Consider the following 23,046-nt stretch of genomic DNA (forward strand, 5'->3'; position numbering starts at 1 on the left):
CACCCCTCCCCCAATCGCGCCGGCCACCGACACCGAACTGGCAGCGTGGCTGGCGACCACCCACGGCTCGCTCACTACCGCGCCGGCGCCCGCAGCTTCTGACGACTTCGCTGAGTCCTATCTGGCCCACCGTGCCGCAGAACAAGAACGCGGCCCGGACGTCGAGTCGACATCAGGACCGCAATGGGATTGGGGAGCCACCACCGATTCCTCCCCCGACCCGTGGTGAGTCAGAGACAGCAGGGAGTAGTCAGCAGTACCTGTCGTACTTGTCCATCGCCTTCCACGGCTCGGGGTTCTCGTTGTCCAGGGCCGTCATCCTCAGCGCTTCACAATCCAATGGGCTAAGACGGGTGCCACTGCTACTTGAACTGCCGCTACCCCCCTGGCGACGGCTTCGGGAGTCCTGGTGTCGAGCAGGCCCATCAAGCGGTCCTGCCTGACACTCATGAACGAGTACTGGAACCGTGTGTCGCGGACGAGGACACCCCAGGGGTCCTCGGGGTCGTGCGGCATGACCGTCAACGGGGAGTCGGCCGCCGCCAGGGCATCGGCGAGGTAGGTCCTCATCTGGTCGTTGCCAAACGCCTGTGCGCTCATAGCTCTTCGACCTCCGGCGCTGTATCGACGGACACCGCAGCGCTGTCGAAGGTGGCAGCGGCCGGCTGAGCTTCCTGATCGGACTGGGCGATGAGCTGGGACGGTGTCTGCGTTCCTACGCCGGTGTCGATGACGTCCGCGACTGCCGGCGAGCCGCCGACGGCGGCCACCTCGGTGTGCAGCAGCTCCTCGGTGAGGCCCACCCTGCGCTCACCTGCGAGGTCGGCGGTATCGGCCGACGAGAGGCCGGGGGTGTCGGTGATCGCCGCATCGAACACGCCGGCCAGCTCGTACTCGGTGATCTCCAGGGTCACCGCTGCGATCACCGCCAGCGTCAAGAAGTCCGGGCCCGGTCCTGACCGCTCGCGAGCGCGGCGAACGGCCTCATCGCGCTCTTGCTCGGCCTGGGTCCGATCAAGTTCTGCCTGCCGCCGCGCTTCCTCCGCTGCCTTCACCAGCCGCCTTCGCTCCAGCTCGGCAGCGATCACCTCACGCCGCGCCTGAGCGACCTCTTCGGATACGCCGGAGTCTGCGCGAGCGGTCTCGACAACGAGCGATCCGACCGAGTGTTGGCGGGCGGAGTGCTCGCCGAGCGAGCGAGTCCGCGGCGGGTACGGATTAGCTGCCGCGCCCACGCGGGCGTGACGGATCAGATCGGCGACCACCGGGTCGCTGGGATGCGAGCTCATAGCGTGCCTTCCTCAATGGGGTCCGATTTCAAGGGCTTGCCCGGTTGGTGACCGGACGTGCAGGCGACCATCGGTGAGCGCTCTCCCGTCAGGAGCGGCATATGGTGGTCGCCGATCGTGCGCAGGAACACCTCATCGCAGGTGGCCGGGTCCCGGCGGGCCAGTGACTCGTACGCGAGCCACATCGAACGGATGCGGAATCGGACAGAGCGGTGCGCCCACCAGCGCGAGCACCACTTCTGACTCATACCCGTCGACTCGTAGGCCAGTCGCAGGTAGTCGTCGAAGAAGGCGAACTCGTCGGTGAACCGCAGGATGGGCGGCACGCCAAGCTCAGTCTCGGCGAACCGCTGGACCTCCCTCTCCACCATGCGGGCAAGGTGGTCGGTGAGGCCGGGTGTTGCCAGAACATCCTCTACAGCAGCAGGTAGCGACTCCTTGGCCACCGCCGCGAGGGTCTCACCGAACGCCTCGACGATCTTCTTGTCGAACAGGTGACTCACGCTGCGGCCTCCTCGCTCTTCTCGGGGGCGGAGGGAAGGTCCTGGTGGTCCCACCGGACCATCCGGGCCAGGATGGGGCGCCGGCCGGTGGCCAGGACGATCATCCGACCGAATGGCAGGGCGGCCAGCTCGGCGGCGGTGATGGTCTGCTTCTCGACCGTCTGGGTCGACACGGACCGTCCGCGATCGCCGCCGCCGCTGGAGATGGAGCGTTGCTGTTCGGTGTGGGTGCCGATGAGATGGGCCAGCTCGTCGAGGAATCGGTAGTCCTTGTGGCCGGGACCGATGACGACGATCGCGGCGGCAGACCACAACTTCTTCATGCCCTGCTCGCCCCACACTTCCACGCCCTGGGCGTAGGACTGGAGCACGGTCGAGCAGATGATTCCTCGGGAGCCGAAGGTCGAGTAGTAGTCGGGCAGCCTGGGCCACCGCACGATGTTGGCGATCTCGTCCAGGGCGGCGGTCACCGGCACCGGAAGACGCGAACCGGGGCAGGTGTCGGCCCGGTCGACCAGGGCCTTGAACACCGCGACGGTCAGGATGGACGTCACCGGCCGGCCGATCGGGTTCTCCTCATCGGAGACCAGATACAGCGTGTCGGCCTCGGAGTTTGCGAAGGCGACCGGGTCGAAACGCTGGGCGCCGGCCTGGGGGGTCAGCCACCGCACGATCTGCCTGCGTCCCAGGCAGGAGATCATGTTCTTGGCCGCGGAGAACACGTTGGAGCGGGTACGGGGCTCGGCGTTGTACTTGCTGGCCAGGTCCGCAGCCTGCGGCTTCCACTGGCTGTCGGCCAGGATGTCAACTGGGGTGGCGTCCTCGAGATTGGAGACCCATCCGTAGACATCGGTGATGGGACGGTTCTTCATCGCCGCTGCCAGGAACAGCGAGGCGAGCAGGTCCACGGCCTGGGAGTAGAAGTACGCGTTGGGGTCGCTGCCGGCCTCCCCGCGGGCGGTGGCGGCGTTGAAGATCTCGGCGAGCTCCTCGGCGTTGCCGTCCCACCACTGGTCGCGGCGAACGAAGTCCAGCGGGTCGAAGTACCACTTGGAGGTGTCCAGCCCGACCGCCTTGTCCTGCGGGTCGAGCACCCAGACGCGGCCGACCTGCTGACGGAACGGCATCGTGGCTTCGATGACGTCGCGCTTGCACGAGGTGGAGATGCAGATGCCCGGTGCGCGGCGGATCATCGGGATGATGCGGCTGGAGGTCTTGCCCTGGCGGGGACCCCACAGATCCAGATGCAGGTCTTCCCACCCGCCCCAGAGATCTTGGCCGGTAGCGACCTCCTTGCCGATGTACACCCCCGGGGTCTGGGTGGTGTCGCCTCGCTCGCGGTTGGCGCGGACCACGCTCTTGGCCGACAGTGACTTCACGTCAGCGCGGCCCGCCAGGTGCTTGGTGATCCCATCGACGCGGGTCCTGCGGCCCTGCCGGCGCCCGACGAGCGCCGCCACCACGGCCACGAGCACAACGGCGATCACCACCAGGGCCACGGCGACGACCGTGGCGCCGGTGGTCCACTGCACCTGCCCCTGGGCCAGGTCGATCACCGCCACCGCGGGGTTACCGGGAACCTGTTGACCGGTGGGGGCGATGGATTCGCCGAGGGTGATACTGCCCCACACCGCGATCACCGCGGCCGCCACCACGCCCATCATGACCAGCGCGATCGTGGGTCCGGGCTCGCGGGTCTGGGACGTTCGTGCCAGGTCTTTGCCTGCCATTGTTGCCTCCCTGGTGTGATGTGCGCGGTTACTCGCCCACAGATCGGTATTGGTAGCTGGCGACCTTCCACGTCTCGCCGGTGCGCTTGAGCTCGACGGTCGCGGTGATGCGCTCGAGCGGGGTCGTTGCTCCGTCGGGGTGCAGCACTTTCTGCTGCACCGTGACCAGGCGCCGAGCTTGGTTCGCGTCCTGCGGGACGGGGTCTTGATCTCCGGCCAGGCTTGCGGCGCCGATCACGCGGTCACCCGAGCGCGCCCATGCCAACCACTGCCCAGGGGCAGGATCTGGGTCCGGGCGGGTGGTGGCCGCGTCCGCCATCTGGCCGGTGAGCTGGCCGGAGATCGCGTGCATCGCATCCCACGGGGACTGCTGCTGCGCGGGTGTCCATGTGTGAATCCCTGCCATCACCGCCACCGCCACTTCGTCGGCGGTCGTGATCGGGTCGATGTGCACGTGCGCATCGGTTCCCGGTTCATCATCGCGGCCAAGCGTCAGGGCCATCGCGACGGCGGCGACCACTACCGCCACCACCGCCGCGGCGACCACGGCTACGCCTTTGGTGTTCATCGCTGTCTCCTACTCGTCGGCGGTGTTCATGCGGCGGCGAACCTCGCGGCCTCTTGCGGCACGATGACCACGTACTTTTGCGTCTCGGCATACGGCGGTACCCCGCCGAACTGCTGCACGGCGCCGGGGCCGGCGTTATAGCCGGCCAGCATCAACGCCTGCGGGTCGCCACTGAGCTCGCCCGAGGCGATGCCCTCTCGCTGGCCCTCGGCGATCTCGCACAGGTAGCGGGCGGCGGCCATCGTCGCGTCCGCCGGGTCCGACGGAGAACCCGAGCCGGGAGGTCCGGCGATCTTGCCGTTGTCGTCGACCTTGGCGCCCTTGGCCGCCCACGTGCCGGGCATGAACTGCCCGTACCCTTGCGCTCCGGCCGTCGAGACCGCCGTGGCCTGGAAGCCGGCTGATTCGTGGTACAGCAGCCCGGCCAGCAGCGGAGAGTCGACCTCGCGGCAGACCTGGCCTCCCAGGTCGATCCACTTGCGCAGTTCGGCGGGGATCTCGCCCGCGTTCAGGCTGCGATGCCCGAAGTCCGGGGCGCAGTCGTCGCCCCCGACGGCGCCGGTGGTCTCCGAGGAGTCGTCGGCACCGTCGGTGGGGGCGGCGCCGTAGCGCTGGTTCGGGGTGGGCTTTCCGCCGCCGGCGACGGTGACGTGCACGTGGTCGAAATGGTTCTGGGTCGGGTCGCCCCGGTCCTCCATCTGGTAGGGCTGCCCGGTGGCGGGGATGTACTGCTGCCGCCAGATCAGGTACTCGATGTTGAAGAACTCGCGGTGCGTCAGCAGGTAGTTCGTGATGCGATTGCCCAGCTCGCGGCCCTCGCTCGAGGAGTAGTCCGGGATCATGATGTCCACGGCGCGGCCCGACGGGTGATCGGGGTAGGCATCAACAGGCCGCCACCCGCCGATGGTCTTCACGTCGGGAAAGCGCTGCGCCACGGCACGGGCCACCCGGATCGAGTCGACCTGCAAGTTCTCCTTGGAGGCGATCTTGTCCGAATCGGGCATCTCCCCACTCGAGCGCGGAGACGGCTGACGGGAGGTCGTGGACTCGTCGGTGGGCGGCTCACTGCCTCCCGAGCCCGGGTTCGCCGCTCGGTCGAGCCACGGCTGCGGATCGGTCTCGCTCCCACCGGTCAGGCGCCCGCCCTGCCACACCTCGAAGTGCAGGTGGGCGCCGGTGGACTGGCCGTTGTTGCCGACCTCACCGATGTGCTGTCCTGCGGCAACGGTGTCGCCCACCTGCACGTCCACTCCGTCGTCCCACATATGGCCGTAGACGGTCGAGTAAGGCTGACCGTCGATGGTGTGGTCGATGACGATCCAGTTGCCGAACCCGCTCGCGGGGCCGGCGGCGGTCACCACGCCTGGGGCCATCGCGTACATGGGCGTGCCGTCGGCGGCGGCCAGGTCGATGCCTCGGTGGCCGGGCCGGTCTGCGCTCTTGTAGGTCGAGGACACGACGTAATCGCCTTCGGCGATCGGCAGGCTGAGCTCGCCGGCGGCCACTCCCCCGCCGCCGGTTATGGCCCCGTTCGGGCGGCACCGATCGTCGCTGCCGTCTCCGAGGATCACCACGACCACCAGCGACAGCAGGATGATCCCGATGACGATGCCCACGACGAGCTTGGCCGACCGCATCCGTCTACAGCCCTAGCTGCGCTCGAAGGGCCGCGTTCTCGGCTTGCAGCGCCCGCAGGGTGGACGAGTTGTGCGCCTGCCACGTCCCCGCGGCGACCGACCAGCGGCGCACCGAGTCGCGGCTGATGCCGAACTCGCGGGCGACGACCTCGGCGGCTGCTGAGGTCGAGGGGAACTGGGGCTCGAGCTCTGCCAGCCGCGCGACCACCTGGTCGCGGAAATCGGCGTCGTACGCAGTTGAGCTCATGCCGGCACCGCCTGCCCGGAGGGCACGCCATCGAGCAGTTCGCGGAAGCGCACGTTCGTGTCGTGGATGTTGGTCTCCCGCTCGGTCGCGGTCAGCAGAACCTGCACCGGGATCCCGGCGGTGCCGTCCTTGGACGACTTGAGCATGAACTTGCCTCGCCCCAGGGGTGGCTTCTTACGCTCGCGGGCTTCGGTGCGCTCGATCGGCGCGCCCTTGGACCAGGCGGTGATCATCGCTGCCTCAGCATCGGTGAACTGAAGGACGCCCTTGAGCCGCTCCAGCTCGCCGGCGGGAAGACCGCCGCAGATGACCATGCCGGCCCGCTCGATGAAGCCCATCGCGGTCTTGACGTCGACCTCGTTGGGCAGCGTCTCCAGGTCTCGGCCCGTGTGGGTGATCATCAGCAATCCGGTGCCGTCCGTGCGGTTCAGGCGCGTGAGCTCGTCGACGCGCTGCACCATCCCCGCCCCGGCGCCCAGGGTCGCCCACATCTCGTCGAGAATCGCCAGGAAGTAGCGCTGCGGCGCCAGACCGCAGTCGGCCAGCACGTGCGCGGCCTCCATCGCTCCATAGGCATCGGACCAGCAGGCCAGGAGCACGCCCGCCTTGAGCGACTGGTCTCCTCGAGCGATCGCCGAGACGTCGATGCAGATCGCCGGGGCGTCGAGGTCGATCTTGGTGGTGGTGTGCTCGGCGAATACCTGGCCCATGACGCCGTCGGTCAGCGACTCCAGCGTCTGGACCAGGGTTCGGACCGTGCGGCGGTACTCCGCTTCGTCGGCGACGAACAGCGCTCGCCGCAGGTCGGCGTTTCCGGATCGGATGTAGTCGATCAGGTCTCGCAGTAGCGGCGGTGAGGCGAAGGAGAACCTGCCGCCCTGGCGCATCTCCCGCAACGAGGTGGAGATGACCAGACCCTCGAAGTCAGCCAGCGGCCGACCGCGGATCAGCTCGGCCAGCGCCACGACCATCGTGACCTGCCGCGAGTGCACCGACTCCTCGGTTTCGGTGATGGCCTCGGCAAGGCGCGTGCTGTCCTCGCCCCGGTCGCGGAGCTCGTCCAGATGGGCCTGCATCACCGGGATCGCCTCGCCCAAAGCGCCGGCGGCCAGTGGGTTCAGGTGCCCGTGCCCATGTCCGAGACGGATCACCTGCCCGCGCTTTCCGGCCGGGGTGACCATCGCATCGGTCACCGCCACGTACTCGCCTTTGATGTCCCCGGCCACGATCGGCACATGGCCCTGGGCGACCGCGCCGATGAACTGCTTGCGGATGATCGTGGACTTGCCCAGCCCGGGCAAGGAGAGCACGAACGCCGACGGGTTGCCGATGATGCCGGCGCGGAACCACGACAACACGTCGCCGGAGACGTCCTGGCCGGTCTGTGCGTGAACCCCCAGAGGGACGCCGACCGCCGGGGCGGTCGCCCCGACCACCCACGGGTTGAAACCACAGCCGTAGTTGGTGGAGGTCTGGGTGGCGGCCGGGGCAGAGACCACTGCCATCCGCCCCGAGAACGCGCCCTTGAAGCCGCGGCCGTCGAGGGAGGCGTAGCGATTAGTGAACCGGGGCTTTCCGTAGCGGAGCTGCGGTGCCTGGCGGGCGGTGCGCGCCTGCTCGGCCCGGTCGGGGTGCTCGTCGCACCACCGCTTGTACGCGCGGCCGGTTCGTGTGTGCGGCCAGGGAGGGAGCTGATCGCCGGCGGTGATACGGGCGTGTAGCTCTTCCAACTCTGCCGGCCCGACGGGGGTCTTGGTGCGCCTGGCCATCACTCCGCCTTCGCAAACGAGGAAATCGTGGACTTCTGATCGAGCAGCACGCCCAGACCCAGCGCGGCGGCGAACGCCGCATCCTGCTGGCCGTTGGTGGCGTGCAGCCGAAGCTGAGACCGGTTGCCGAGCTGGCCGATGATCGCCGAGCCCTGGTCGAGCAGTTCAGGGTTGCGCAGGGTGAGCGTCACCAGCAGCGAGTACTCGCCGAGCTGGCCGCCTCGGGCCAGCGCTTGCCGTGCGGCCTCGGTGCGCTCCAGGCGCAGGCCGGCAGAGGCCTTGCCGATCGAGCGGGTCTTGTTCGCAGCGTTGACCGCGTCGGTGTGCTCCTTCTCGACCTGCCTCACCCCGTCCCCGGCGGCGATCGGGCGGTAGATCAGCGTCACGCGCTTGCGGGGAATGTCTGACTTCGGCTCCAACAGGGGCCGAAGCACGTGGTCCGGGAACGCGGCGGCCGGCGGGGCGGCCATCTCGAACGAGCGGGACACCCAGTCTTCGTGGCGGTAGTGACTCCACTTCGCCACAGCCTCGGCCGGGCCGGCGTCGTCCCAGTCCACTCCGAGCGGCTCGCCAGACAGGCGAGCGCTGTTGATGGTCTCCTCCAGGTCGGGGCGGTAGCAACGCAGCGCCAGCCCGATCGCGTCCTCCGGGTTCATTGGTGTGGCAGACACTCCCGCGTACTCGAGCCGCTGGTACAGCCCGGGCAGCCGGAAACCCAGATCGGTGGCCATCGCCTCGGGGTCCTTGCGCTGCATCGCGGTGGCTGCCTTGAAGGTGACCGCGATCCATGACCGCGTGACGAGCTTGCCGCGAGCGAACTCCACCGCCGACTCCGCCTGGATGCGGCGGGCGATCTCCGGGGTGGACTCGCTGACCGAGTCCTTCACCGCGGCGATGAGGTCCTGCCCGGTCGTCGGGTACGACTCGACGGTCACGGTGGCCGCCACGACGTCGTCGTTGAGGGACAGCTCGGCGAGCCAGGCGCCCCATTCGGCGGTCATGTCGTTGCGGTCGGCCACCGTCAGCGGCTCCTGGCCGCGTGAGGCCGCGTCCAACAGGACGGTGTACTGGTTGAGCGCGCGGTCTCGGATGAGCGCGAAATCGTTGCCGGCCACGTCGCGGCCGACGTGCAGCTCGGTCTTGGCCAGGGCGCCGGGCAGCCGGTATCGGCCTCCCGGTACCCGCGAGTTCGGCCCGGACCGGTACACCGTGGAACCAGCGGCCTGTGCCCGCCAGAATTGCCAACGCATTTGAGCCACCTCGTAGAGAGTTCGATTACCGATACGCAGTACTGCCGGGGCCAGGTACGCCACCGCCAGCACCGCAATGAGCGCTCCCGCGCCTAGTCCGCCCTGCATCAGCACCAACATCGCCGCGATGAAGGCGATCCCGGCGATGATCGTGGCCCGCAGCGGCAGGCCGAACATGCCGGTGCGCTGCGACTTCTCACCCAGCGTGTAGAGCCGAAGGTCCGTTGCCTCACCTGATGCAGACACCAGCTATCTCCTTGCCGTCAGCGGTAGTGGTGGGGTGTCGGGTGAGCTGCCAGCGCACCGTCGATCATCTGCTCGGTCGTCTGTGTCGCTCGAGCCGTTGTCTGAGCTGCCGTCGCCACCGCGCCCACCCCGGCAGCGGCGAAGCCCGCCACGGTGCCGGCGCCACGGGCCGCACTTGCCACTGCCCCGCCGACACGGCCCGACGAGCTGGTGCCCGTGCCCGAGGAGCTCCTGCCTCCAGCTGGTGCGCCGCCCCCCAAAGGTGCCGATGGGGTCGGACCCGAAGAGCCGGCCGCCGGCGGTGACGACGAGCCTCCCGAGGAGTGCGGGCCGAGATAGGCCGCGCCATTCGCGGCACTCTGGTTTCCCGAGCCGGACGACGACGCTCCGCCGCCAAGGCTCTGCTGGGTGTTGCCCAGTGCAGCGCCGGCGGCGCCGGCGACAGCGCCCGTGGCTCCGGCAGCGGCGGCGCCGATGCCTGCGGCGCTGCCACCGGACACTGAGGCAGACACCGCCGGGGCGACGACGCGCATCAGCGCAGGCAGTACGAGGCCGGCCGCGGCCAGCAGCAGCATCGAGGAGACCGCCTCCATCATCGACGGCTGTTCTGTTCCCGAGCTGAGCCAGAACGCCACCAGATACAGCAGTGTTGCCACCGGCTTGAACAGCAGCGCCGCGACGACGAACCCGATCATCGACTTGAAGGCCTGCTTGCCGGTGCTCAGCGCGAACGACGCTGCCGCCAACGGCAGCAGACCCACCACCACCACCAGAAGGCCCTCGCGGATCACTAGCGCCAGCATCTGCGCCAGGGCACCCAGCAGCGCGAACACCACCAGGATCAATACCGCGGCCGGCCCGAGTCCGGTCTCCTCGTCGATGAGCGCGACCGCGTTGATCTTGGCCTCTGGATCCCCGCCCAGACCGTCGGTGAGCCACTGCGTCGAGACCAGGTCGGTGGCCATGTGCAGCGACATGATCACCGCCGGCAGCGCGGCCCCGGCGAGGATGAAGTTGAAGACGAGCTGCCCGACGTCCTCGAACCCATCACCCAATCCGCGGTTCCGGGCGACCGCCATCCGTGCCCCCGCAATGATCAGCGACACCACGAACAGCAGTACCTGCGCCCACAGCGTCAGGTTGAATACGCCCGCCACTGACGACTCGAAGTCTGCTCCCGAGAAGGGTGACTCCTTAATCCACATCGTCATGATCAGCGACAACGCCTGAGCATTTCCCTCCAGGAGGGACTTGACGAAGTCTCCGATCGGGTCGCCCCAGAAGCCGGACGTCACCGCCTCGATCGCATCGGTCGGATGAAGGGCTGCACCGGCGGTGTTGCATGCGCCAGAGACGACGCCGCGAGCGGGGGCGGTGAGCGTTTCACGCAGTCCGCCGGCCTGAGCCGACTCCCTCAGCCACTCATGGGCTCCGGTGCCGGCGAACAATCCGCCGTCGAGCACATCACCGTCGAGATCGCCGTTGCGGCAGTCCTCGTAGAACGACTGAAACTCATTCTGGTCCGTGTCCTGAGCAGCAGCCGGTGCCGCGAAGGCAACCGAGGCCAGGACCGCGGCTAGTAGCGCGATTGCGAGCTGCTTGAGGCGTGTCAGATCCACAGCACCCACGACCGATCCAGCTCTTCCAGGGGCGGCAGCGAGCGGCCGGAGACGATCTCCCACTGCTCGCCAGTCCACGACAGGGACACGCGCATCACCGGGTGTTCTGTTGCGCTGACGTCGATGGTGTCGACCTGGCCGACGGCCTCAGACACCGACGGCATCGCCGCCTCCACGGTGCAGAAGTCGGGCGAGCAGTGACTGAAGCGGAACCACCGGGGCGCCTGAAACCCCTCGGCTGCCTGCATCGCCCGCCCCTGGGTGGCCGCGCCACGTGTGCGCAGCTCCTCGAGCAGCTCCGGGTCTTCCGCGACGAGATCAGGCGCAAAGCGCTGCATGAAGTCGGCGTAGACCGGTCCCATCTCCAGCCCCAGACCGATGTAGTTGGCTGTGAGCAGTGCCGCGCCGACGGGAGAACGGGCGTACCCGGTCATCACGCCTCGCTCCACCGCTGTCGGGCCATCCGAGGACGAGACCATCAAGGTGGTCCCGCTCGGGACACGCTGAAGCGCTAGACCCGCTGGCGCCGCGACCGGCTCGGTCCCGCCGGGAAACGCCCCCGCTTCGCCGGTTTGTGCAACGGGCTCACCTTCGGGAGCGTCCACGACCGTCACTTGCCGGCCCACGAGGTCGCTGACCACCCGCCCTGGCTGCTCCGCAGGCGCCGTGGTCGGTGACGCAGTGGGCGTGGCCGGCGCGGGTGCCGCCTGGCCGCTTTGCTCATCGCTTCCGCTCATGGTGATGACCAGGACCAGCACCGTCAGAGCGACGATCAGCACCGCTGCGCCGCTGATCCATGCCTTCTTTGTCATTTGCTGTCCTCATCCCAGGTCGTGAAGCCGTCGAGTGCTTGAATCTCGGCCGCGTCGATGCCGTCTTCCTGCGTGGGAAGCACGAGCTTCCAGTCCGCCCCTGTCCACGCCAACTGCACCGGGTAGGCCGTCAGCAGGGGCTCCTGTTCTCCCGGCGCTGGCGGGGTCGATGTAGCCAGCAAGACAATCGCCTTCTCAGGCGAGTAGTCGGTGACCTTGAACGCGGTGAAGGTGGCTGCCACCGACGGATCGACTGCACCCGACACGCTCATCAGCACACGGGTTTGCGCCCACTGGTCCCGGCCGGGGCCGGGAGCGGTGACCGTGCGCACCACTTCGGGCCACGTGGAGTCGGGCGCCGTCGCCAGGGCTGCTTGCCCGTTCGCCGCTGCCAGAGCCGCGCCTTGCGGGGTATGGCTGTACCCCTGGGGCGGAGACGTTCGCGCCGGCCCGTCGGCGCGGGAGGTCGGCACCTTGAGTCCGGCTACGTTCCGCCACGTCAGATCGGCCGGGGCAGAAGCGGTGTCCACAACTGGCGGCTGCTCGGTCTGCTCATCGTTTGAGCAGGCGGTGTTCGCCGTCAGCAGCAGCGCTACCGCCGCAGCGGTGAGAACGCATCGCATTTTGGACAACAGGGGCTCCTTCTAGATGAATACGTCGGCGATGTGCCCGGCGGAGGCCACGATCAGGCATCCGAGGAGGACTTTGATCGTGATGGCCTGGATCGAAGGGCCGTACTGGTCGACCAGCCGGTTGTCGATCGTCAGCAGAGCCCCGATCGCCATAACGCCGGCGACCACGACGGCGGTGGCTCCCCACTTGACCCAGCCGACCGCCTGGGAGAACCGGGTCATCGCCTCGGCTGGAGGGCCGACAGGGCTGGTCGGAGGCAGCACTACCGCCGGGTCCTGCGCCAGCACGGTCACCACGTCGGTGAGCACGGCGGCTAGGAGACCAGGGCGTTGACGATGGGGCCGGCCAGCATGATCAGCAGGCAGCCACCGATGATCCGTGCGACCGTCGTCTGGACCTCGTCACCGTTGCCGGCCCGGCGAGCCATGATGAAGTAGGCACCGGCAGCCATTACGCCCATGACGCCGAGCGCGATGCAGCCCCACATGAAGTACGCCAGGGCGGTGTCGACCTTCTCACCGGCACCGGGGATCTCCATCGGCGACAGGTTCTCGCCGACGGCGATGATCTGCTCGGCCACCGGGGCGGCGGCGTGAATCGTCTCAACAAACATTGCGTTCTCCTTGGATCACAGAGGGGCTGGGCAGGGGGATCATTTGTCGGCGCGGCGCGTTCGCCACTGCTCGCCCGCGGCGGCGAAGACCTCCGCGGCAGCGGTGGCGACCGATTCCGGGACCGCGTCGGTGGGCGCTAGCGGCCGGGCGAATCGCTTAGCCGGTGGCGGGGTGTAGTCCGGGGTCCACTGCGCCAGCTCGGTCGGCTCCGAGGTCAGCAGCTCGGGAACCCAGTCGATGTGCCAGCTCGCCCCGGCAGCGGCGGCGACGAGCTCGCGTCGGCGGGACAGTGTCAGGTCCGGTTTGCCGGGGGCTGCGGCGACGGTGACCAGGCCCAGCAGCGAGCAACCACCGACCTCTCCTGCCTGGTGCTGAAGGCACAGCCGGTGCGCTGCATTGAGCCCGACCGTGTGCATTCGTGCGACGACGACGACGAACGGCGCTTTCTCGGCGGCCGGCCAGCCTCGCTGACTGTCTGCGGCCGGCGCCCACATGGATTCCAACGTCGACACCCCGGCACCGCCGTGGGCGCCGAGCAGCCAGATCACCGGGGTCCGGCTGTCGGCGGGGCGCGGAACGGGTGCGTCCCACACCGGCGCGCGGTCCCCTTCGGCTGGCACAGCCAGCCACCCGGGCACCGCCTTAGATGTTGGGTGCGGGAGTTTGTGGGCGCTGGTCATGCTCGCCTCCTTCGTCTTGTCCCTTGCGGGCGTCACGCGGTCACCGAGGCCAGGGCCTCGGAGAGTCCGGCGATGTCGGCGGTCTGCGACGTCGCCGGGAGCTTGGACAGCTGGTCGTCCCCGGCTCCCGACCGGATCAGGGCCATGCGGTCGGCATCCGTGGAGTGGCTGATCTCGCTGACCGGCTCCATCCCCCGGGCAACGGCGAGGTCGTTGGCCGCGGCCAGCGCCCACTGCTGGGTGATCGCCGCCGGGGACTGCCCTGATGCCGTAAACGGGGTGCGGTCGTACATGCCGTGGGCGTCGATCGCGTTCCAGGTCTGGGTCTGGGTCGCCAGGTCGACCAGGCCCGTCGTGTCGGACACCGTGTGCTCTATCTCGCCGATCACCCGCTGCAGACCGGAGTCCACGGTTGCGGGAGTGATGACCTCAGACGCCGCAACAGCGAGCTGGCCCACCAGCACCGTTGCTGCCGCTGCCGGGCTCGCTGCGCCGGCCACCGCGATCTGCGCGATGTTCTCCGGCGTCAGGGTCTTCTTCGCCACGGTGATCGACGCTCCGAGCGCCATCCCGGCCAGCTTGGTCCCGGCTTCCACCAGCAGTGCGGTCGGATCGGTCGGGTTCTGCACCTGGGTCGGATCGGAGTAGCGCGCCATCCGCGACAGCGTGGTGTTGCCCCGGCTGGCCGGGGCGATGGTGAAACCACTTCCGTCGGAGTACTCCACGTCTTCGGCGATGGTCTCTGCGGCCGTGAACAGCACCGACTGCCCCGCCACGGTGGCGACGTTGACCAGCGCACGGATCGGGTCTCCCCCGGTCTCGCTCTGTCCGGCGATGTTGGCTACGACCTGGAACAGATCGGAGTCGGGCGGGGTGTCGCATGCCAGGTCTCCGGGTACGCAGAACGAGGCGACTCGATCGGCCACCGCACCAAAATCCGGTGCCGACGTGTTCGGCGAGATTCCGCGCCCCTCCGGCCGCGGGGCACCTTCACCCACGTTGATCGCCGACACCGCGGCGCCCTCCGTGCCCGGCACCGCCCCCGGAGTCGTCCGGGACGAGCCCTCCTGGAAGATCGGGGCGCCCTGAGCACGGGTGGGATCACTCATCAGCGCCGCACCGGCGAACTGCTCGGGAGTGACAGGCCCGGAGCCGGCGCCGATTTCTCGAGCCAGCGCCGAGGCGACCTGGGCGCCCTGGCTGTAGCCGGAGACGAAGATCTTGGTCTCCGGGCATCGCTCGATCGTCTCGGCGATGAGCTTTCGCCCGTTCTCTATGCCGACGGTGACGCTCTCGGCGTAACTCGACTGATCCTCTGAGGGGACGAAGCCTCCGAAGGATGCCGGGTACGGCACGTAGGTGCGGCTCATACGCGCCTGGCCATCGGCGTTAGCCGCTCTGACGGTGGGACTCACCACGCGAGCCATCCATCCCGTGTCCGCGTCGGTCTTGGAGTTTCTCGTTGACTCCGTCGTGCCGTTGATCGCCACGAGCTGCACCAGCGGGCACTCATCGCCCTCGGGCAACGCCACCTCCGAGGTCCCTCGAGACGAGGTCGGGACCGTAGCGGTTGAGGTCAAAGGTCGAGCCGTGGTGGCGGAGGGTGTAGCGCTAGCCGTGGTTTGCGCCTGGACCCCTCCCGCTTGGGCTGCCACTGCCAACGATGATGCCGTGATGACAGCGCCGATCCTTGCCACGTTCCCCGGCTTCATTCGCTGGCTCCTTCAGAGTTCTCTTCGATCGAGACGATCCGGACCTCCCCGTTTTCACGGGTGGTCGTCACGCGCTGGTAGTAGGTCGTTTCGCTGCCGTCAGGAGCGGTCTCGGTCAGCTCGACCACGGCGTCGTCGCCGTCGCGCTCGATATGCAGGCAGTGCGTTGTTCCCCGAGCCACTGAGTCGATGCCCTCCTGAAGAGCATCGAGATTGGTGATCGGTGAATCCTTCGCCAGCAGTGGCTTGATGGCGTCGGCGTCTCTGGCGACGTAGTAGGCGTGCTGGAAGGCCAGGACCACGCCGGCGGCGGACTCTCGGTCGCCCTTGCCGTTGCCCGACACTGTGGTGGCCGACTCGGAGGACTCGCACTCCGACTCGGCCACCACTTCGTCGCCACTCTGCGGTGCGGTGGTCGCCGTCGTGGGGACCGTCAACGTCGAAGAGGCCGACGTCTCGGAGCCAGACAAGAGCGACGACAGCAGCCACGCGCCGCCCCCGATCACTAGCAGCACCGCCGCGACCGTGCCGCCGAACAGGAGCTTGGTCCGCTTCCGGCTGCTATCGCGCGCCGGCGGGGCTTCGACAGCCGAGGGGGTGGCCTCTGCCTGGTCGAACCACTCGTCGTCGGACTCCGGGCCTCCGGCCACGGCTTCTAGGTGGCGGGGTCCGTTGCGGTCGTCAGCAGAATTTGACGACTCCGAGAACCACTCGGGCAGATCGTCGTCGCGGCTCATTTCCACTCCCCTCGATCGGTGCGGCGATCAGTACGCGGGATCAGTTGAAGTGGACCGGGGGAACGCCCGGGATGTTCAGGTTGTTGATCGACCCGGCAACGTGGTCCTTGGCCTGGTTGATCGAGTCGTTGATGCCGTTCTGCACGCCCATCGCCGCGTGCGGGTTGGCGTTGACCGCGGCCCCGCCGGCACCGAGCGAGGCGGCCCCACCGGCGGCACTTCCGGTGCCGGCCAAGCCGGCGATCGCGGTACCAGCGGTGGCAATCGGACCGGCGGCGGTGGCCGCTCCGATGACGGGGGCAGCGATCGGGCCAAGGGTCGCTAGCGCGGCGATGATCGCGCCGGAGATGGCAGAAGCGGCGGTGAGCATGGTTGTTCCTCTTTCTCTACGGGTGGGACCGGCGACCGGGCGGCCGTCAGCCGATGTGAAGCTGCTTCGGAAGGATCGGGGCCTGCGGCACGACGGGCGCGCGGCCACCCAGGTCGATCGTGATTCCCTGCGGTGCGGCTGCCGGGGCAGGAGCCGGAGCGGCTGCCGGGGCAGGAGCGGGGGCAGGAGCGGGTGCAGGAGCGGGTGCAGGAGCGGGAGCCTGTCGAACCGGCGCCTGCTGCACCGGGTACGTCGGGGCTTGCTGAACGGGATACGACGGGGACTGCTGCACCGGCACGGGCTGCGGAGAGCGGACCTGCTGCGTGGGAGCCTGCGGCGCCGGAGAGATTTCGACCTTGGGGGCCGACTCTCGGCGCTCGTCGGGCTTCTTCTCTTCCTTCACCTCACGGGTTGGCTGGACCGCCTTCGCTAGGCCGGCCTGTTGGGCCTGGGCAGAACGCTGCTGCGTAGCCGTCCGGGGCGAGGTCGACTGAGCGGCCTTCGCGGAACGCGGAGTCGCGCTGGTCTTTTGGGCCACGTCCACGCCGGCCTGCGTGGTCGACGGTCGAGCTGCGGGCGCAGTCGCCTCCTCGATTCCCGACTGAGTCGCAGCCAGGGCCACCGATACGCCCCCAAACGCAATTAGGGCCGTTGTCGCCCCAACGAGGGCTCCTCGTAGAGCTGGACCCGCTGTGGACCGTTGGTCGTTTTCCGTCACTTCGACTCCTTGCTCGCCGGCGCGATATTGGTACCAATATTGGTAGGGTACCGCCAGCGATCCCGGCGTAGGGCTTCGACCCGCCGCGAGCGGCTGGCCGGCTGTCGGCATGGGCACACTCTATAACTCCACGATATATTCCGCTAGTGGAAGGTTTAAGGCCGTTCGTTGGACAGACTTGTCGGGCAAGACACGCCGACGAAGGGGAGCCGATGCCTCGCCGTGCGGGGCAAATCAGCCCCACCACCCTCCGGGCCGCCATGTCCCGTCGAGGGGTGAGCGCTGACGACATCGCCGCCCACCTGGATATCTCCCCCAACACCGTGCACAGCTGGTTGGACGGCACTCGCGCCCCATCCGCCCCCCTACTCGTTGGCCTGGCTCGAGCCTTGGGCCTGCGGCCAGCGGACCTCACCCTGGTCAGCGAGGACGAGGAGCGGCTGCACGATCTTCGGCTACACGCCGGCCTTCTCCAGCAGGAGGCGTGCGAGGCGGCGGGCCTGCGCCAGCCGCAGTTGTCGAAGATGGAACGGGGAGTGTCGGCGCCCCGCGAAGAGCTCTGCAACGCCCTGGCCGCGGCTTATGGTGTCCCTCCTGCCCGCGTCCTCGAGGCTTGGAATCGCACCCGAAACGACCGACGACGGCAGTCCGGGGCGAAGTTCGTCTAGTCCCACGCTATATTCGGACACGCCCGTGTGGCGGCAAATGCTCGACGCCGAACTACACGCGTGTTATTAATAAGGCCATGACGACCTTCGGCCGCCCGCGGACCCGCGATCACCGCACGCAGCTCAACGGCGAGATCGACAAGGCTCTAGTGGCCGACTTCAACGCAACCTGGCGCAGATCTGGCCGGAAGCGGTGGGAGGTGCTGCAAGACGTCGTCACTTACGGTCTCGCCGAGTACAAGCGGCGAGAGGCAGAGACGCCCAGTGCGCTCGACCTTCTCGGTCGCACTGGCTGATCATCACTGACTTTAAGAGATAGGAGGCGCACGGGACTCAACCAGCGTCGTTGACAACCGCATAGCGCACCCACACAAAAAGCGATCGCCCCCCGGGGCCGAATCCGAAGGGCGATCGCGAACGTGTGACCGGGACGAGTTAGCCGCTCGTAACCCCGGTTTTGGTGCCCACCCCGAAAGGCGGAACCAGCTTGCGTAGCTGTTCCGAGGGTAGCGCACACCCAAATGCCGTGTCCAGCATGCCGAAGCTGGGCGCGTCGCAGGGTGCGCCAACAGACCTCGATACCTCCGAAGAACCCGACCTCGGCACCGTGATCCGTACGCGGATCGAAGGCGCCGAAAAAGAAAACCAGCTTCGCGGTCAGCGCGGACGTTCGTGGGCCCTCGATGGCCGACAGCCGGCCCTGGTGTGGCAATCCCGTGCCAAGTGGCTTGCCGGCACCGCGGCAGAGCTTGCGTGCATTCGTGGCCGGCAGTTGTGCCGCAAGTGGCGCGTTTCCGCACGGACCGCCCTGCTCGTCGCCCGGGCCTGTGCTCGCCTCGCCGACGCGGATACCGGTCGCCGTGTCACCGCATCCAACGAGACCATCGGTCGTATCGCGGCCGAGCTGGCCGACCGTTCTCGGCCGTTCTGCCACGATGTTGTCTCCAACGCCCGCGCCGTCCTTGCGGAGCTTGAGCTCGCGGTCGAGGTCGCGAGGGGCCGGTATCTCACCGTCGATGAGCGTTTCCAGGCCGCCGTGCACCACGACGGCGTGCAGCTTCGAGCTGCATCCACGTGGGCTCTGACGACTCCCCGCAGGTGGTACGCAAAATCGTATCTACCCCGTAGGGGTCCTACGGGGAGTAAAACTCCCCGTAGGCAATGTTCCCCTACACACGCGCGCAAGCGCGCGTCGGCGCCCTCCGGGCGCTCACAGAGACTCAAAGATCGAGAGCGACCTCGCCAGGCACACATCGTCGCCGCCCAGCTCGTCGCCGCAGCAAAGAGCCTCGACAACGGCCGGCATCTGGGTTCCCTGGTTGACGTAGTGGCCGAGCTGGTCGACTGCGATCGCTGGACGGGCCGCGATCTAGTGGCGGTCCTCAACCAGGATGCGCGAGAGAACCCCCGCGACTGGCCCTCCACCATCCAGAACCCAGCCGGTTTCCTGCGACATCGCCTCTCCCGGCTCCAGGACGTGCTCGCCGGCCCCTCGCCTAGCGAGGTGGCCGAGCAGCACCGGCAGCGCACTCTCGAAGAGCAGCGACGCCGGGCCGAGGCTGCCGCCGCGGCCGAGAAACGCGCAGCTACTCCCGAGCAGGTGTCACGCCACATGGACGCCATCCGCTCGATCCTGCGACGACGTCAGCGAGGACCAGTTGCGAATGATCGCTTTGACCTCGCACGATAGCCAGCAAAGTCGACGCACGAGTGAGCCCTGCACGGCAGCGCCGCCGGGTTCCTCGAGCCATGCACACCCCGACGGCGACGTTCCGGAGTGGACTCAGCCGGTGTTGTCGCCCGCGTGACGCGTCAGCATCAATGTAAGATTGGCTCCATGAGGTCACGACCGAGCACCAAGCAGACGTTCGCTCAACGCCTGTCGACGCTCGTGTCCACCGCTCATCCCCCGGGACGAGGCCGCTTCACTCAGATGGAAATCGTCGCGGGAGTCAAAGAGCTCGGCGGGGATCTCAGCCAGCCCTACCTCTCGCAGCTCCTGCGCGGCACCCACGAGCCGTCCGAGCGAGTCGTACGAGATCTCGCCGCTTTTTTCGGTGTCTCACCCGAGTACTTCGTCGATGACGACGAGTACCGACGCACCAACGACTACATCGCTCTGCTGCGCAAAGTCAGCGACAGCGAGGTTCTGGCGGTCTCGGCCCGGGCCGTCGACCTGCCTCCCGATGCCCTCGCCCGCATCCGAAACGCGGTCGAGGAAGAGCGCCGGCGAGCTGGACTGGACTAGCGTCCGCCTCCCCAATAACCGCAGCCCGCGCCGATCGCAGCGCCCAAGACCGTCTCTACCGGGGTGTGGTGACTAATCCGCACCCGCGCCCAGGCCAGCGGAGGAACAAGCCCCAGCCCGGCCCAGTAACGCGGGGAGACCTCCCGTGCGAGCACCGCCACCACACCCGCAAGCACCGCCGTGTGGAACGACACCTTCACCCGCAGCGTCGCGGCGCCCGCCACGCCCAAGGTCACCAGCGCTCCCCGTGTCATCCGGCGCAGCTCCGCCGGCGCCGATCCTTGCCGCTGAGCGACCATCAGCGAGGCCACCGACACCGCAATACCGGCGATCACCAGCGGCCGATCCTCCCGCTTGGTGACGTGGTGATCACTCAACCCTCGATGGCGCACCCTCCAGGTGATCGCCGCCTGCGGCACCAGGCCCAGCCCCGCCGCCGTGGCGACTCCCCATCCCGGCGACTTCACAGCGCACCCCAGATGCGTTGCCCCAACCGCCAGCACCACCCACGGGGCGAGCACTTCGGTCAACGCCTTCTCGGGGCTCACGCCCATGCTTTGTCCTCTCGATAAGCGCGGCCAAGCCGCTCGGCGACCGCTGTCATCTCTCCGTCGCTGACGGTCTCCGGTGGGCGCGGGAACCCTGTCTCAGTGCCCGCGACCTGCTCGATCTGGTGCAGCCCGTCCAGCAGCTCGACCGCACGGTCAAAGACCCACGCGTCGAAGCCCAGGCGAACGTCCGACCTCCGACGGACCTCGGGTAGCACTTCGACCACTCGAGCATGGAGCTCGCGGAACTTCCTCCAGTGCCGCCACGCTACGAGGTCGGCCTCCGCGGTCGACCACACCAGACCCACGGTCAGCAGCAGCATCCCGACCACCGACAACAACTGGGTAATCAAGAAATCCTCGTCGGCGGGCGAGTCCGTCGCGATCGTGGACTGCCACAGATACTGCACCCGTACGACACACCAGCCGGCTAGCAGGACCGACCCGCAGGCCATGATCGACAAGCCCCGGCCGGCGGCCGTTTGCAGGCGCGGAGGCCAGATCACGACCAGGAGACCGATGCTGGCCACGAGCCCACCTATGTAGGCGATGAGCATCGCCAGCAGGAGTAACGGCTGCGTATGGGACCACTCCACATAGTCGACGCTTGTCCGGTGCCCTCCCCCACCGGGCACGACATGCAACGCCACCATCGACACTGCCGCGGCCCCGAACACAGCCCAGATCGCGTACTCGACCTGCGGCCGGTACCGCGTTCGCTGAGCCAGGGCCATCAACAAGACGCCGACGGCGCATCCGAGGATCCCTAAGTGCTTGAGGACCGTCGGAATAGCGACCGTCGACGCGCCCGGACCGCGCAGAAGCACCTCCACGGGCTCGGTCACGGCGAGCATCCCGACCAACAGCGAGCCGGCGGTGAGAATCGCCCCCCGAAGCGTGGGGCTGGGAGCGGCCGAGTACCGAAGCACACGTGTCCCCACATAGGCGCCGAGCACGACCTCGAGCAGGATCAGAACCACCAACGTCGTCATCCGAACGCCTCGTCCAACCGTGAGAGATGCCGGCCAGTCAGTCCTCGTCGAAGCCTGCGGGCGACCGTCGAGGCGAACTGCTCCGCGTCGTTCTCCCGTTGTGCCCACTGGCGAAACTCGGGGACAGCGCAGTTGACCTCATTGGTCACCGGCTGGCCGGTGACCAACGCAGTCAGCCGGTCCGGCGCTCCGGCGCCCGCGTTCTCGGTGTGGCCCAGGAGCACGTGACCGATCTCATGCAGCAAGGTGTGCAGTCGAAGGTCACCGGGAAGTTGCGGGTCCAAGGTAATCTCGTGCCCCTGGGCAGTCCGAGCCACCATGCCGTACCGGCCCTGGGGCTGCGCGACTTCCTCGACTTCGATTGGCGCACCACAGACCTCTACGGCGGCGATCACCAGCTCCGCCTCGCTAGCGGTACCGGTGACGCCAGCCAACCGACTCATCAGCTCATCGACCGCGGCGTCTATCGGGGATCGGGTGGGGCGGAGCAACCGCGACAGACGAGGCACGCTCATTACCCTAACGAGAGCAGTGCTTTGATCGGGAGTCCAGGATGACCGCACCCACAGTGACCCTCTACGGCCGAGCAGCCTGTCCTCCGTGCATGAGAACTAAGAAGCTGCTTGAGCAAGGCAGCGTCACGTTCCTCTACGTCGACGTCGACCAAGACCCCGCTGCACTAGACGGCCTGACCGAGCTGGAGTGGGTAACCGCACTCCCGGTTGTGATCACGCCCGGACTGAAGTGGTGCGGTTACCGGCCCGAACACATCCGGACCGTCATAGCTTCCCAAAACGAAGTGCTCTAGCGGCGCTGGTGCCACGAGTGCCACGTGCGCCACTTGTGCCGCGTGTGTTCAAGGCGAGACGTTAGGGTTCAACGATGATCGTTCGCGGCTCCCTCATTCACCTGCACACCACCACAATCACCACTAAGCGCGGATCCACCCAACTAACGACCCTGCGGGTCGTGGACGATCACTCGCGCCCACAGCACGGTGGCCAACCGGGGGCACGCCACTCCCCCACCCGATACGAAGTTCAGTTCGTTGACTCGAAGCTGTTTCAGTGGTCCGCCGCAATTCAGGCGAGGTTCACGGTCGGCGACGACCTGCTGGTCTACGCCGAGGACGCGATCCGGGTCCAGGGCGATAGAGACGGATCCTCCACCCTGGTGGTGTACGGCATCGACGTTGGCCATGCGACACAGCCCCTTGCCCGCCGGGTGGAGTAGCTAGTTGGTGGGGGTCCCTTTCCCTGCTCCCGCCAGTCTTGATGCTCCGCTGCCGGCGTCAAGGTCGGCACCCTTCGGGTGCGCCGGCTCCACCGACAAGCCCCGGACGCGCTCGCTGCGCTCGCTTATTTCGCCCGGACCTTCTCGGCTCCGCCGCCGTGCCCTCTCTTGACCCCGTCCGCTCCACACCAATCGGGCCGGTATCAGGGAAAGGGGCACCATG

28 protein-coding genes are annotated in these 23,046 nt (G+C 68.0%); 7 read left to right on the plus strand and 21 right to left on the minus strand.

The genetic code is table 11. From position 1 onward, the window contains the following. A partial coding sequence (locus J1M64_RS10620) for a hypothetical protein (RefSeq protein WP_206474172.1) occupies positions 1–229 on the plus strand: 229 nt, incomplete at its 5' end. 92 nt (positions 230–321) lie between these two features. Here the strand turns inward: J1M64_RS10620 and J1M64_RS10625 are convergent. The 18 genes from J1M64_RS10625 to J1M64_RS10710 form a co-directional block, all read right to left on the minus strand. Then, a complete protein-coding gene (locus tag J1M64_RS10625) occupies positions 322–600 on the minus strand; it encodes a hypothetical protein (protein ID WP_206474173.1) in 279 nt (92 codons plus the stop codon). Then, on the minus strand, positions 597–1,265 hold the full coding sequence (locus tag J1M64_RS10630; protein ID WP_206474174.1) for a hypothetical protein: 669 nt from the start codon (positions 1,263–1,265) through the stop codon (positions 597–599). Before J1M64_RS10630 ends, J1M64_RS10625 begins: the two co-directional genes overlap by 4 nt. 20 nt (positions 1,266–1,285) lie before the next feature. Next, positions 1,286–1,792: a DUF4913 domain-containing protein gene (locus tag J1M64_RS10635; protein ID WP_206474175.1), complete on the minus strand. Its 507-nt coding sequence runs from the start codon at positions 1,790–1,792 to the stop codon at positions 1,286–1,288. Beyond that, the gene (locus tag J1M64_RS10640; RefSeq protein ID WP_206474176.1) at positions 1,789–3,522 is read right to left on the minus strand and encodes a type IV secretory system conjugative DNA transfer family protein; all 1,734 of its coding nucleotides are present in this window, start codon (positions 3,520–3,522) and stop codon (positions 1,789–1,791) included. Before J1M64_RS10640 ends, J1M64_RS10635 begins: the two co-directional genes overlap by 4 nt. Positions 3,523–3,550: 28 nt before the next feature. After that, positions 3,551–4,090 (minus strand): hypothetical protein, encoded by a 540-nt coding sequence (locus tag J1M64_RS10645; protein ID WP_241261429.1) that lies wholly within the window; start codon positions 4,088–4,090, stop codon positions 3,551–3,553. Positions 4,091–4,116: 26 nt separating this feature from the next. Further along, positions 4,117–5,727: a peptidoglycan DD-metalloendopeptidase family protein gene (locus J1M64_RS10650; protein ID WP_206474177.1), complete on the minus strand. Its 1,611-nt coding sequence runs from the start codon at positions 5,725–5,727 to the stop codon at positions 4,117–4,119. A gap of 4 nt (positions 5,728–5,731) precedes the next feature. Then, positions 5,732–5,974: a transposase gene (locus tag J1M64_RS10655; RefSeq protein WP_063935020.1), complete on the minus strand. Its 243-nt coding sequence runs from the start codon at positions 5,972–5,974 to the stop codon at positions 5,732–5,734. Next, positions 5,971–7,743, minus strand: coding sequence for an ATP/GTP-binding protein (locus tag J1M64_RS10660; RefSeq protein ID WP_241261430.1), 1,773 nt, complete (start codon positions 7,741–7,743; stop codon positions 5,971–5,973). The genes J1M64_RS10655 and J1M64_RS10660 overlap by 4 nt, the downstream gene beginning before the upstream one ends. After that, positions 7,743–9,239: an SCO6880 family protein gene (locus J1M64_RS10665; RefSeq protein ID WP_206474178.1), complete on the minus strand. Its 1,497-nt coding sequence runs from the start codon at positions 9,237–9,239 to the stop codon at positions 7,743–7,745. Before J1M64_RS10665 ends, J1M64_RS10660 begins: the two co-directional genes overlap by 1 nt. A gap of 17 nt (positions 9,240–9,256) precedes the next feature. Next, the gene (locus J1M64_RS10670) at positions 9,257–10,858 is read right to left on the minus strand and encodes a hypothetical protein (RefSeq protein WP_206474179.1); all 1,602 of its coding nucleotides are present in this window, start codon (positions 10,856–10,858) and stop codon (positions 9,257–9,259) included. After that, entirely contained in the window at positions 10,849–11,670 is an 822-nt protein-coding gene (locus J1M64_RS10675) for a hypothetical protein (protein ID WP_206474180.1), read from the minus strand. Before J1M64_RS10675 ends, J1M64_RS10670 begins: the two co-directional genes overlap by 10 nt. Next, positions 11,667–12,293 (minus strand): hypothetical protein, encoded by a 627-nt coding sequence (locus J1M64_RS10680; RefSeq protein WP_374220850.1) that lies wholly within the window; start codon positions 12,291–12,293, stop codon positions 11,667–11,669. The genes J1M64_RS10675 and J1M64_RS10680 overlap by 4 nt, the downstream gene beginning before the upstream one ends. Before the next feature lie 21 nt (positions 12,294–12,314). Further along, positions 12,315–12,611, minus strand: a complete 297-nt coding sequence (locus J1M64_RS10685) for a hypothetical protein (protein ID WP_182638504.1) — start codon at positions 12,609–12,611, stop codon at positions 12,315–12,317. 5 nt (positions 12,612–12,616) lie between these two features. Then, entirely contained in the window at positions 12,617–12,916 is a 300-nt protein-coding gene (locus tag J1M64_RS10690) for a hypothetical protein (RefSeq protein WP_182638503.1), read from the minus strand. A gap of 39 nt (positions 12,917–12,955) precedes the next feature. Continuing rightward, complete coding sequence (locus tag J1M64_RS10695; protein ID WP_206474182.1) at positions 12,956–13,597, minus strand: DUF6668 family protein; 642 nt, start codon at positions 13,595–13,597, stop codon at positions 12,956–12,958. Positions 13,598–13,629: 32 nt separating this feature from the next. Beyond that, positions 13,630–15,129, minus strand: coding sequence for a cutinase family protein (locus tag J1M64_RS10700; protein ID WP_206474183.1), 1,500 nt, complete (start codon positions 15,127–15,129; stop codon positions 13,630–13,632). 176 nt (positions 15,130–15,305) lie between these two features. Continuing rightward, positions 15,306–16,046, minus strand: coding sequence for a hypothetical protein (locus J1M64_RS10705; RefSeq protein ID WP_206474184.1), 741 nt, complete (start codon positions 16,044–16,046; stop codon positions 15,306–15,308). A gap of 40 nt (positions 16,047–16,086) precedes the next feature. Beyond that, positions 16,087–16,416, minus strand: a complete 330-nt coding sequence (locus J1M64_RS10710; protein ID WP_061229507.1) for a hypothetical protein — start codon at positions 16,414–16,416, stop codon at positions 16,087–16,089. A 930-nt stretch (positions 16,417–17,346) separates the two neighbouring features. On the opposite strand from J1M64_RS10710, the gene J1M64_RS10715 reads away from it, so the two are divergent. From J1M64_RS10715 to J1M64_RS10730, 4 genes are all read left to right on the plus strand, one after another. Continuing rightward, positions 17,347–17,802, plus strand: a complete 456-nt coding sequence (locus J1M64_RS10715; RefSeq protein ID WP_131886288.1) for a helix-turn-helix transcriptional regulator — start codon at positions 17,347–17,349, stop codon at positions 17,800–17,802. Between the two features lie 77 nt (positions 17,803–17,879). Continuing rightward, complete coding sequence (locus J1M64_RS10720; protein ID WP_182643692.1) at positions 17,880–18,098, plus strand: hypothetical protein; 219 nt, start codon at positions 17,880–17,882, stop codon at positions 18,096–18,098. Positions 18,099–18,337: 239 nt separating this feature from the next. Beyond that, positions 18,338–19,492, plus strand: a complete 1,155-nt coding sequence (locus J1M64_RS10725; protein ID WP_206474185.1) for a hypothetical protein — start codon at positions 18,338–18,340, stop codon at positions 19,490–19,492. 147 nt (positions 19,493–19,639) lie between these two features. After that, positions 19,640–20,050 carry a helix-turn-helix domain-containing protein gene (locus J1M64_RS10730; protein WP_063935006.1) on the plus strand — a complete coding sequence of 137 codons (411 nt, stop codon included), beginning with the start codon at positions 19,640–19,642 and terminating at the stop codon, positions 20,048–20,050. Here J1M64_RS10730 and J1M64_RS10735 read toward each other — a convergent pair. Genes J1M64_RS10735 through J1M64_RS10745 form a run of 3 tightly spaced genes read right to left on the minus strand, consistent with a single transcriptional unit; the run spans position 20,047 to position 22,105 of the window. Continuing rightward, positions 20,047–20,604: a hypothetical protein gene (locus J1M64_RS10735; protein ID WP_063935005.1), complete on the minus strand. Its 558-nt coding sequence runs from the start codon at positions 20,602–20,604 to the stop codon at positions 20,047–20,049. The genes J1M64_RS10730 and J1M64_RS10735 overlap by 4 nt on opposite strands. After that, positions 20,595–21,590 (minus strand): hypothetical protein, encoded by a 996-nt coding sequence (locus tag J1M64_RS10740; protein ID WP_206474186.1) that lies wholly within the window; start codon positions 21,588–21,590, stop codon positions 20,595–20,597. Before J1M64_RS10740 ends, J1M64_RS10735 begins: the two co-directional genes overlap by 10 nt. Further along, positions 21,587–22,105, minus strand: coding sequence for a hypothetical protein (locus J1M64_RS10745; protein WP_063935003.1), 519 nt, complete (start codon positions 22,103–22,105; stop codon positions 21,587–21,589). The genes J1M64_RS10740 and J1M64_RS10745 overlap by 4 nt, the downstream gene beginning before the upstream one ends. A 38-nt stretch (positions 22,106–22,143) precedes the next feature. Here J1M64_RS10745 and J1M64_RS10750 point away from each other — a divergent pair, with 38 nt between their 5' ends. Both J1M64_RS10750 and J1M64_RS10755 read left to right on the plus strand, forming a co-directional pair. Beyond that, on the plus strand, positions 22,144–22,398 hold the full coding sequence (locus J1M64_RS10750) for a glutaredoxin family protein (RefSeq protein WP_259904276.1): 255 nt from the start codon (positions 22,144–22,146) through the stop codon (positions 22,396–22,398). Positions 22,399–22,472: 74 nt separating this feature from the next. Continuing rightward, positions 22,473–22,823, plus strand: a complete 351-nt coding sequence (locus tag J1M64_RS10755) for a hypothetical protein (protein WP_063935001.1) — start codon at positions 22,473–22,475, stop codon at positions 22,821–22,823. Positions 22,824–23,046: the final 223 nt, after the last annotated feature.

This window comes from Dietzia sp. KRD202 (assembly GCF_017168155.1).
Classification (GTDB): Bacteria; Actinomycetota; Actinomycetes; order Mycobacteriales; family Mycobacteriaceae; genus Dietzia; species Dietzia kunjamensis.